The organism is Acidithiobacillus sulfurivorans (assembly GCF_018853815.1).
GTDB lineage: Bacteria > Pseudomonadota > Gammaproteobacteria > Acidithiobacillales > Acidithiobacillaceae > Acidithiobacillus > Acidithiobacillus sulfurivorans.
Genome location: NZ_JAAOMP010000016.1, coordinates 29954 through 41113, shown reverse-complemented (window position 1 = coordinate 41113; position 11160 = coordinate 29954). Strand labels below are relative to the sequence as shown.

Annotated in this window: 8 protein-coding genes; 2 read left to right on the top strand and 6 right to left on the bottom strand. The window is 52.8% G+C overall.

Features of this window, described 5'->3' with window-relative positions; genetic code table 11:
• Positions 1–193: 193 nt before the first annotated feature.
• On the bottom strand, positions 194–1672 hold the full coding sequence (locus tag HAP95_RS00885; RefSeq protein ID WP_215882573.1) for an MFS transporter: 1479 nt from the start codon (positions 1670–1672) through the stop codon (positions 194–196).
• Between the two features lie 67 nt (positions 1673–1739).
• Positions 1740–3440, bottom strand: a complete 1701-nt coding sequence (locus HAP95_RS00880) for a 2-isopropylmalate synthase (RefSeq protein WP_215882572.1) — start codon at positions 3438–3440, stop codon at positions 1740–1742.
• Between the two features lie 141 nt (positions 3441–3581).
• Between HAP95_RS00880 and HAP95_RS00875 the strand changes: the two genes are divergently transcribed.
• Positions 3582–4067 (top strand): Lrp/AsnC family transcriptional regulator, encoded by a 486-nt coding sequence (locus HAP95_RS00875; RefSeq protein WP_215882571.1) that lies wholly within the window; start codon positions 3582–3584, stop codon positions 4065–4067.
• On the opposite strand, the gene HAP95_RS00870 is transcribed toward HAP95_RS00875, so the two are convergent.
• The 4 genes from HAP95_RS00870 to HAP95_RS00855 are packed head-to-tail and all read right to left on the bottom strand — an operon-like array spanning position 4061 to position 9562.
• The gene (locus HAP95_RS00870) at positions 4061–4936 is read right to left on the bottom strand and encodes an HAD-IIB family hydrolase (protein WP_215882570.1); all 876 of its coding nucleotides are present in this window, start codon (positions 4934–4936) and stop codon (positions 4061–4063) included. The genes HAP95_RS00875 and HAP95_RS00870 overlap by 7 nt on opposite strands.
• A gap of 44 nt (positions 4937–4980) precedes the next feature.
• Positions 4981–7128 (bottom strand): HAD family hydrolase, encoded by a 2148-nt coding sequence (locus tag HAP95_RS00865; RefSeq protein ID WP_215882569.1) that lies wholly within the window; start codon positions 7126–7128, stop codon positions 4981–4983.
• 37 nt (positions 7129–7165) lie between these two features.
• Positions 7166–8599, bottom strand: a complete 1434-nt coding sequence (locus HAP95_RS00860) for a glycoside hydrolase 100 family protein (RefSeq protein ID WP_215882568.1) — start codon at positions 8597–8599, stop codon at positions 7166–7168.
• A 57-nt stretch (positions 8600–8656) separates the two neighbouring features.
• Complete coding sequence (locus tag HAP95_RS00855; RefSeq protein ID WP_215882567.1) at positions 8657–9562, bottom strand: PfkB family carbohydrate kinase; 906 nt, start codon at positions 9560–9562, stop codon at positions 8657–8659.
• Positions 9563–9712: 150 nt separating this feature from the next.
• Here HAP95_RS00855 and HAP95_RS00850 point away from each other — a divergent pair, with 150 nt between their 5' ends.
• Complete coding sequence (locus HAP95_RS00850) at positions 9713–11140, top strand: MFS transporter (protein WP_215882566.1); 1428 nt, start codon at positions 9713–9715, stop codon at positions 11138–11140.
• The last annotated feature ends 20 nt before the right edge of the window (positions 11141–11160 follow it).

The following is an 11160-nucleotide window of genomic DNA, read 5'->3' as shown; positions in this document are numbered from 1 at the left end:
ATATAGGGCTACGGAAGGTGGCTGGAGAACTCTATGGGTTAGGGCGGACGGCATCAGAAAAGGAGGTGCGTGACATCACGGAACCGTTCCATGGGTGGAGAAGTTGGGTCGCGTTTTATTGGTGGATGACGTTACAGCAAAACAGTCAACCCGCAAAATAGGATCTACCGATTGATGAGCAAAAGGATTGAAGTTATTTGAAATCTGCAATACGCGAAACAGATTGCAAGCTGAATAGGGCAATAATGGCTGCGACAAGACATATCCATGCGGATATTCGGATGACGTCATTGATACCCATGGTAGCAGCCACCGACAGAGCTTTATGATGATAGCCCAGAATGTCCATGGGTGTTTGCCTGACACCTGCAAAGCGTGAGATATGATTGCGTAGGGCAGCGTAAGCTGTGCCCGTCGCGTTGTAGGAGAGACCCCCTAAAATACCCACGCCCATACTCGAAGAAAGCGTGCGCACAAAGTTGGCCAAAGTAGAAGCTTCATGAAGATTTTGCGGCGGTATTTCCGATAGAACCAACATGTTCATGGGTACAAACAGAAGACCGATACCAACGCCCAGTAGGGCCATGTAGAAAATCACCTCTTGCAGCGATTCCTGCGGAACGAGAAAAATAGAAGCATACACCGCAGAAAAAACCAAAAAGGCCAGTATTGCCAGATATTTAACCGGCACCCATCGAGAAGCTTTACTCATGAACATGGTGACAGGAATAGCGGTAACGCCGATCGGTATACTGAGTAATCCTCCGTAAAATCCGTTGTAGCCCGTATATTTTTCCACCCACAAGGGAATATCTGCCGTCCACCCCGTAAAGATGGACCAGCCCAGACAGAGCAGCAGCAGGCCTAATCCAAAACTGCGAATATTCAGAAAGGACAAGTTCAACAAAGGATGTTCGGTCCTTTTCTGGCGAATGATGAAAGCGATCAGGAGCACAAAGGAAAGCCCTGCAGCCATATCTATATGGCCAGACCGGAACCAACCGGATTCATCGCCCTGATCTATGATGAATTGCACGCTCACCACGAACCCATACAACATCAGGAATCCAATCCCATCAAAAGGTTTAGTCACTCGCTCGCTGTCTGGAATCTTTTTTCCACTCAGCCACATCGACAAAACAAAAAGCGGAATGGAAAGTACAAATATATAACGCCAAGTGACCACCGTGGCCAACCAACCGCCGATGAATGGACCAATGTAAAAGGGAATTAACATGGCATTGGTCCATAGAGACATCATCAGTGACCGCTGGTCAGAAGCACTGTAGCGAATGAAAATGGTTTGGCTCAGGGGAACCAGTATCCCCGCGCCGAGGCCTTGTACACCACGAAATAGCAACATGACCCAGATATTGCTGGTACTGGCACAAACAGCGCTACTGACTATCAAGGCGAGCACAGACCCATTAAAAGCACCGCGAATGCCTATGCGTGAAGACACCCAAGGCATCAGAGTGGAACCTACAGCCCAGTTCATCACCATAAAGGTGAGCACCCAGACCGCATGGTGATCACTGGTCGTCAAACTTCCCGCGAGATAAGGGAAAATATTCTGAACGGCAACCGCGATAAACGAGCTGGTAGCGAGGGCGAGTCCAACGCCGAAGAACAGGAGGAAGGACGATCGAATATCCAATTTTTCATCCACCATGTTTTGGGGAATCCTTCAAATGTGCTTTGTGTTCCAACAAACAGCCATTCTGAGCAAGCTGGAGTTTTCATCCCTGTTTCTGCTCATTGTTTTGATGAAAACGAACCACCGCCCCCGCCTTACCAATGGCACTCAGCACAGACTGCAAGGCGGCTTCGGTGGTGTCTTCACCAAAAGATACAGCTGAAGCGGTTCCACCGGATTCCACACTGACCCGGGCACAGGCCATGGCGCGGGCACCGGTGCCTGCTCCCAGCGCGTGCTGATCAAATTGCTCCACTTCGGCGTAAATGCCAGCGCCCTGAATCAAGGCACCCACCAGCGCCCCTACGGCCCCACTCCCCTTCCCTTGCAAAATGCGGGAATGCGCTTCCGTACCCATGACTACCGAGGCAATGACCTTTTCGCCTTCACGCTGCAGACGGTAGCGTTGCATCTGCCAGTCGGCATTGCGCTGCACAAAATGACTTTCAAACAAGGCATATATTTGCTTCGCCGTGATCTCGCCTGATTGCTCTTCAGTCGCCTTCTGGACAACGGCACTGAATTCCTGAGCCAACCAGCGTGGCAAGGAAATGCCATAATCCCTTTCCAGTACATGGCTGACCCCGCCCTTACCGGATTGACTGTTAATGCGCACCACCGCTTCATAGTTGCGGCCCAAGTCGGCAGGGTCTATAGGCAGATAAGGCACCTCCCAAATGGCCTCATCCTGTCCCTGGCGACGATTGATGCCCTTGCGAATGGCATCCTGATGACTGCCGGAAAACGCGGTATAGACCAGTTCACCAAACCAGGGATGCCGGGGAGAAACCGCCATTCCCGTACAACGGGTGTAAATTTCTCTGATGGCCTCCCCCATGGACAGGTCCAGCCTCGGATCAAGCCCTTGAGAATACAAGTTCATGGCCATGGTGAGAATGTCCATATTCCCGGTCCGTTCACCATTCCCGAAGAGGGTCCCCTCAACCCGGTCAGCACCCGCCAACACCGCCAATTCTGCTGCAGCCACCGCACATCCCCGATCATTGTGGGTATGCACGCTGACTTTAACATGCTCCCGTCCCCGCAAATGGTCGCAAAACCATTCAATCTGATCTGCAAACACGTTGGGCATGGCGGATTCTACGGTAGCCGGCAAATTCAAAATAACCGACTGACCTTCTTCAGGATGCCAGACAGCCATCACGGCTTCGCAGATTTCAACGGCATAGTCCAATTCCGTATTGCTGAAACTTTCGGGTGAATACTGAAAAGTCCACTGGGTTTCCGGGAAACGGGCCGCTCCCGCTTTTACCCACTCGGCACCGCGCACGGCAACAGCCTTGACGCCCTCTTTATCCAGACCAAACACCTGTTCACGCTGCGCCGGACTGGTCGAGTTGTACACATGCACAATGGCGCGGTGCACCCCTTGCAGGGCCGCATAACTCCGCTCAACCAGATTTTCTCGTGCCTGGGTCAAAACCTGGATGGTCACATCCTCAGGAATCCGTTTTTCCTCAATGATTTTGCGCACAAAGTCAAAGTCGGGCTGCGAGGCGGCGGGAAAACCCACTTCGATTTCCTTGAATCCCATCCGTACCAGCAAATCGAACATTTCCATTTTCTGGGTCACGCTCATGGGCGACACCAAGGCTTGATTGCCATCGCGCAAATCCACACTGGCCCAGGTGGGTGCATGATGCATGCGACGGTTGGGCCAGCGCCGATCCGGCTTGTGAACCGCTGGAAAAGCCCGATAACGACGATGATTAAAGCTGTTCATGATGATTCTCCTGCCTGCTCAAGACGATGGGAGAACTATACGCGGCATTATCCGGCAGGTGCTTGCGAATTTTGACTTTACTGCCGCCGTTCGCGCATTATTATTGCTACAATGGTCTTTTTTTAGATGGAATATTGTGCCATGAAAAATGGAGAACCCAAAATGCCCCTGGACCGGTATGATCGCCGCATCCTTGAAGCCTTACAAAAGGATTCCAGCCTGAGCAATCAGCGACTCGCTGAAAAAATTGGTCTCTCCCCTTCTCCCTGCCTGCGCCGGGTGCAGGCACTGGAAGAAGCGGGCATCATTCGCAAACAGGTGGCTTTGTTACAGCCTGAAAAAGTCGGGCTGGAACTCATGGTGCTGATGCACATCAGCATGGACCGTCATACTTCTGAACGCTTTGAGCATTTTGAAGCAGAAATCAAAAAATCCGACGAAGTTCTGGAATGCTATCTGATCACCGGGCACGATGCTGATTATCAATTGAAAGTGGTCCTGCGGGACATGGCCCACTTTCAGGATTTTTTGCTGAATCGCCTGACCAGAATCGAGGGCGTGACTGGCGTGCATTCCAGCTTTGTGTTGCGGAAAATGATCGATAAAACCGAATTTCCGGTTTATTGAGAAGCGGGCAACTTCATCCACGCCGCCGTTTCGGGTAGATAATGCGCGAGTCCCTCCAATACACCGGCGCTGTAGTTTCCGTTCATGCCCAGAAATCCTCCATGGGCAATATACAGGGTGTCTGCCAGATCCGACGCTGCAGCAATAAGTATTGCCTCTTCCTGGACCTCCTGATGCGCGTTGGCTACCAGCACGGAGTGAATATGGCTGCCTAACACCTCCAGATCGTTACCCGAATCACCAGCAAAAACCGTGCGCTCCTGGGGATAATCACACTGTTGACCGAGAAATTCTATGGCATGGAGCTTGCTGGCGCTGCTGGGCAGAATATCCAACAAACCCGTATCGGTCATTTCATCGAAAGACAAGACCAGTCGCGCATTAACCCCGATACCCCAAAGGCGGCGGAGCAGCTCCGCCTCCAGGATGTCGCGATTAATACGCATATCCACCTGGTAACTGACCTTGAATATTCCCTGCTGTTTGGCTGTCTGCAAGTTGATGGCGGAAATATCGGCAAGCTCTGTAGTAATGTCCTGGTGCGTCATTCCTCCCCAGTCGGGACCAATTTCCGCAGACCAATGATCCCAATGACGCCAATGTCCTTCTTCGAGGGTGTAAATGCTTGTGCCGACATCACCGATGATAAAATTGGGAACAGGTAGTTGCCATTGCTCAATGGCTTCGGTAACCAGATGCAGATGGCGGCCGGTTACCAAGGCCAGGTGTACAGCAGGATGGGCGCAAAGCTCCCGAAACAAAGGACGGGCCTGTACAGATTCAGTCTGGCTGCCGTTAGGAATCAGGGTTCGATCCAGATCACAGCAGAGTAATACTGTCGGAATATTTTCCTCTGTTGCGTTCATCATGCTTGTCTCCTGCTTCGTTTGTGACAGATCACCATTTCCCTTGCTCAGATCAGTGCGTTATTGCTCAGGAAATCATAATGCGTGATGGCCTCCATCGCTCCTGGTAACCCACTTGCTTGAGATTGATAAATAGCCTCATGTTGTTGCAGATCTTTTTCTCCGCCCACCTGGGCAGCGAGAATATTGCCTCCCAGCAAATCGAGATCCGCACGGGCGCTGCCGACGACCAGTACGTGATCGAGGGCGATGTCATGGCGATCCGCCACATAACGAATAGCGAACCCCAGGGAAGCGCGCTGGGGTACAACCAGAAACTCTTGCGGATTGAGGGTTATCAAGCGGCCGGGAATATCGCAGTTGTGAAGCTGATCATTCAGCGCTACCAATCCCTCAAACTCAGCACGGTCACGGATGAAGCCATGCACAGCATAAAATCCCTGGCCGCTGCGTCCTACAACCTGTACTCCAGGGGTTTCGGCAAGCAGGTCATAGACCCGATCGCCTTGCCAATCTACCCCAATGTGGCGACTCCAACCCTGATCGCGGGAGAGACTGGCACCATAATGAATCTGAGTCCCTCCACGGGTTATGAGAATATCAGGAACGTTCATACGGCGTTGCTTCAGCAGAGCCAACAACTCATGGAGGGGACGAAAGCTGACCAAACCAAAGGCCATTTTCCGCCGATGGCGATGCAGCAGAGCGACCAGTTCAGCCTGTTGTTCCGGTATTGGTGCTGGATCGAGTAAACGGGCACCCAGAAATAATAGCCGATCGGCGGTAATACGTTCGCCCGTTGGGATAATATCTTGTCGCTGAGGAACGGTGAGGGGCAATTCATCCAGGGCGGTCAGGTATTGGTCAACGTGGGTCTGCCAGGAATAATACCGACGCACCCCGGCAATACCGTTCTTGGCATAACTTTTCCAGGTAGCCTTATCGCTTAGCATGGAGAGCAGCTTCTCGCCGATTTCTTCGGCATTCAGAGGATCAATCAGCACGCCGTTTTGACAATTGGCAATAATATCTTTGGGTCCCCCGTCTTCGGTCGCCAGGATCGGTAACCCGCAAGCCGCCGCCTCAATTAATGTCAGACCAAATGGCTCAGTCAGAGCCGGATTGATGAAAACACCTCCCAGGCCTGCCGCCCAGCGATAAAGATCAGGTACGTCATCAGGACGGTGGTAGCGGGGATAGGCGACTCTTCCGTAAAGATCATAACAATCAATCAACAGCAGAATTTCCGTCAACACCTGCCGTGGACCGGCGGCCATGTCACGAATGTCTTCGCGTGTTCCGGCCACAATCACCAGATTGGCCCGCGCCTGCAAACCCGGATTTTGGCCGTAGGCATGAATCAAACCGGCGATATTTTTTCGTTCATCGGGACGGGACAGGGCAAGAACAGGTGGCTTTTGTGGCTCGCGTAAAAATCGCTGCAATTCTGTGCTAATGGGCGGCGGGGGTTGAGGGCCGGGTTCAAAGCGGGAAAGATTAACCCCTGGCGGAATCACCCGCATCCGCTCAGCATTAGCCCAATTGTACATCCCGTATTGTCTAAGGATCTCGTCCTGGGTACTGGTGATGATCAGGGAGGCAGTAGCCAGAATCTCCTCCTCAGTGCGGATACGTTGGGACAGGCGATATTTTTTCTCCAGGGTTCGCTCTGACTCTCCGGAGGCCAAAAGGCTTTGGCGCTTGCTGCGCCCGAGGGAATGTCCGGTATGAACCAGCGGCACACCGAGCTGTAAGGCCAGGCGCATACCCACATAGCCCGCGTCGGCGTAGTGAGAATGGATAAGACTCGGAGATTGCTGCTGGCGCAGGTACTCCATGGCGTGATCACTAAAGCCATCCAGATAGGGCCAGAGGGCTTCCTTGGGCAGGTATTCGTCAGGTCCAGCCGGAAAACGAATAATATGCGCCTTCGGCAAGTCAGGCAGACTCTCGTCTTGCCGGGCGTAATCATCAGCCACATGCGTATCCTGAATCCTCCGGGTAAGCAGATCGACCCTCCCGACCCGAGGATGCGCGGCCAGCGCGCGCAGCAGTTCGACCACATAAAGAATCTGACCGCCCGTGTCCGCATCGCGGCCCAATTCTAGATTCTGGTCGCGAATCAGTCCGTGAAGGCTGATAAGGACCAGATGGAGCTGGGCTGATTCCGGCTTGCTTTCCGGGCGATTGTCCATTATCTACCCCTAATTGTATGCTTCCGAGACATATTATTTATTCCTCTGCACTTTCCGTGGCTTCGTCCAGTTTTTCATCGAACCCCAGCCGCTCCAGAAGACTCGGCTCATCCAGGAAATAGCGTGCGAGCAGTAGTCCTGCAGCACTCCACACCTGCCCGATATTGGCCCGACGGCCTACCAGACGTCCCAGGCGTCCGTCGTAATATTCCGGCCAACGGTCGGCAAACAGGCGTGGCTCAACCATTTGCCAGGCCCGTTCCGCCAGATCCATGCGTCCCGCCTTAATGGTTGCTGCCACCAAGGGCCAGATCATGACCGGCCAATTACCACCATTATGGTAGGACCAGGGAATATTTTTAGGGTCAGACCCAGTGATCAGCCGCCATTCATCCCCCTCAACGGCGGGATAAACGAGTTTCATGGGGACCCGTCCCAGCAAATCATTCCAGCGCTGCTCAATCAAGCTGGTCAACGCCTGAGCCTGAGCAGTCGTCGCCATGCCCGTAGCCAGCATCAACAGGTTTCCCTGGGCAAAAAAGCGAAAATCCATGCGTCCTGGTCCCAGATTTCCTACGAAAAAGCCGGCTCCGTCGGGAAGCCAGTCCTGAATCCACAGAGGAATGGATTCCGGGTGGATATTGAAAAGATTTTCAATATTGACGCCGAGCATTTCTGTTTCAAAGCGATAAATCCGGTTAAGAGCGTCCATATCCAGCCAGTAATACTGTTGTACATAAGAACGCAATACGTTTCTGCGGCGCTGTGCCAAATCCACCAACCATTGGCTTCCCTGCTCTGGAAGTAAGAGGGAAGCACAGCGCAGGGTAGCATTGAACAGCGCCTGGATTTCGATGGGATGACCATTGACGCCCATACGTCGATCAATCATAAAGGAGGCATCTGGAACCAGCAGGGTCGGAAAGACCTCAAAGCGGCTCTGCAAACACAGGCTCAGGATCATCCGCAACATGCGCTGAATTTCGGGGCTGTGGGCAAAATCCAGGTCCCCTGTATATTGCACATAAGCATACAGAAGCATCGACCACCACATCATCGAGTCCACCGGGGCTACGCGGCCAATGGCCCGATCCCCAAAGTCTGCCAGCACCTCCTCTTCTCCACGGTCATTACGCTGCACGCGAAACGAGGCAGGCATAACCCCGGGAGCAATCTGCTGACCTTCAAGTTCTTCCTGCTGTCCTCTGAGCTGCATAATCAGATGCAGGAAGGAGCGGACGACGTCAGCCCGGTTTTCCAGCAGCAGAATCAATCCGACAGGGAAAAAATCCCGTACAAAGCAATCCGCATAATTTTCTGCAGGAGCCTTGGGGTCGACGCTGGCTGCCGTACCCACCAGTTGCCCCCTATAGAAGATGCCAGCAGCCTCAATCAGTCGATAGGCGTCATCCAGGGCCGGACTGACGCCATGGTATCGGGGTTTGGTGAAACAAGGTTCGTTCTCGGCCAAAGGCTTTTCTCCTCACAGCTGATGCTGGGCTAGCGCCTTCACATTGGTTCAGGCAGATTATTCGCCTTGGGTCCAGCGACTCATGAACGGTTCATAAAAATCCAGGGTTTCGGGCGTTGCACCTTTCAAAGCGCAAACTGCAGCCGCCAATTCCCCACCCCGACGCAGGCGTAATTCCGGGCATTCACCCCGCAGCAGGCTCCATAACCAGGCGGCAGAAAATGCATCACCCGCTCCTACCGTATTCACCAGATTATTTACGGGTTCAGCAGCCGCTTCATAAAAGTCTTGATGATCCCAGTAGGCAGAGCCTTCCGGTCCGCAAGTCAGCAACACAGATTCCAATGAAAAATGGTCTGCGAAAACCCGCATCTTGTCGCATAGTGCAGGACCGCAGCGTAGCGAATAAACGGCCAGCAATGTCTCTAATTCATCAACGTTACATTTCAGTATAGATGAATCGGTCAGTAACGGGGCAAGCGTGTCAGGTGTCCACCAGGGTGCCCGTAAATTGATATCCAGAAATCGCTTGTTACTGATGGAAGCTAATTTTTGCAAGGTTTGCCGGGAAGTAGCATTTTCCCGCAAGGCAAGAGAACCGTGATAAAGCCAGGAAACAGGTTCAGGTAATTTTTCGGGGAATGGAATGTAGTCATAAGCCTGATGGGGCAAAATTTCGAAGCGATGCCCTTCTACCGGGTCAGATAGCACCTCCACACGCCCGGTCGGCAGAGTCTTACTGACCGCCACTCCTGACAAGGGCATCTGCCATTGCCGCATATGTTCCAAGATATTCCTGCCATTGATGTCATCGCCCACCTGACTGATAAAAATTGCGGGCACTCCCAAGCCGTGCAAATGACGCGCCACATTAAAGGGCGCGCCCCCAAGGCGCTGGCTGTCACCAAAGTCATCGACCAGGCATTCGCCGAAAATCGCTCCAAGACCCTTAAAATCATGCATGCTTCTCACCATAACGAAAGCATAGGTCACTGACAAGCAAACCCATTGATCAATCCACATTGAACTATTTACCAGGATAGCCATCAATATTTTATATACCCATGATTTTTACGCCAATGCAATTTATCACTCAACGTGAGGGGTCTTGCCATGCTTGTAAAAATAACAGCAGAACAGCATCAACCCGGAAACCCGATATTTTCCATGGAGCGCAGACGTCTGGCCCATGCCCGCTTCGCCACCGTTCTGAAAATTCTGAATGAACCAAGGCGCTGGATATCGGTCTGGTTTCTGTCCTACGCCCTTCTGGGCGCCATTTCTTCCGGGCTCCTCCCCATCCTTTTACCATTGATGATTGTTGGCTTAACCCATCATCTCAGTTGGGTCGCCTATGTAATGGGGGGATTTAATTTAGGACTCCTGAGCTCACCGCTCTGGGGCTTTCTGGCAGACAGCAAACAATGGCACCGACCGGTTTTTTTTGCCGGGTTTTTGATGCTGATCATGGCCCTTGCGCTCCTGCCTTTTCTTCCGGGACTTTTGCCCTGGAGTCTTCTGGCACTACTGGCAGGGGCTGGCACCTCGGCCGTGGCAACCGTGGCCAGCTTATTCATTGTCGAATTTGATCCCAAAGACCACTGGGAGCCTCGTCTTGGTTGGTTGCAGACTTTTAATGGCGCCGGACAGGTGGTCGGCCTACTGGTTGCCGGTGCTTTTGTAGCTAATTTCAAGATGGGATTAATCTGCTCGGCACTGGCCTTAATTCCAGCCATATGGCTGGGCGCCAAAGGCCTGCCCGCCGCTGCAAAACGTTTTGACTGGTCTGCAGAAATCGGCAATCAGATGCGCAGGGAAATAGATTGGCGACTGCTGGCCAATTTTGGGCGCCCCGAACTGTTGGGAGGTGGGGTCATGCGCTTTTCCCACCATTTATCTCTGCGTGGCGGCAAACGCTTTAAGGAAATCTTGTCCACCCGTTTTGGGCGTTTTTTGTTTTCCTGGTCTGCCGTAGCTTTCGGCGTTGCCGCATTTTTTGCCTATTTCCCCGTAGCCATGCAAAAAGCTTACAGCGTGGCCCCCGCCTTGACTTCCAGTGTGTATGCAGTGACTGCCGCCGTTGCCCTGGTCCTCTATTCTGTGGGTGGACAGCTTTCTGGAAAATTCGGTGCCGGACGGGTATATCGCTGGTCGCTCATCGGACGACTGCTCGGCTTTGCCTTGCTGTTGGCCGTCTTTTTTACGCCCGTTCCCAAAACCTTCGTGGCCCTGTTGGGTTTTGCCCTGATTATTGCCGTATGGCCTTTACAAAGTATCTCGGGCACCACCCTCACAGCCCGCCTGACGCCGTTCAGCCAGGGTGCCGCCATGGGCTTATTTAATGCCAGTGGCGCTGTAGCCACAGTGCTGGGTACTTTTCTGGGAGGACCGCTGGTGCAGTTCATCGGTTATCCCGCACTATCTGCCATGGCCATTGTGGGGATTATCCTTGGTTGGTTAAGCGGGCATAATCTGCAGGCAGAAAATGTGCCGCTCGCAACAGAGGCATCAGCCAACACCACTGCGGGGTCGGCCATATAAAAACAAACCGCCGAAATCTC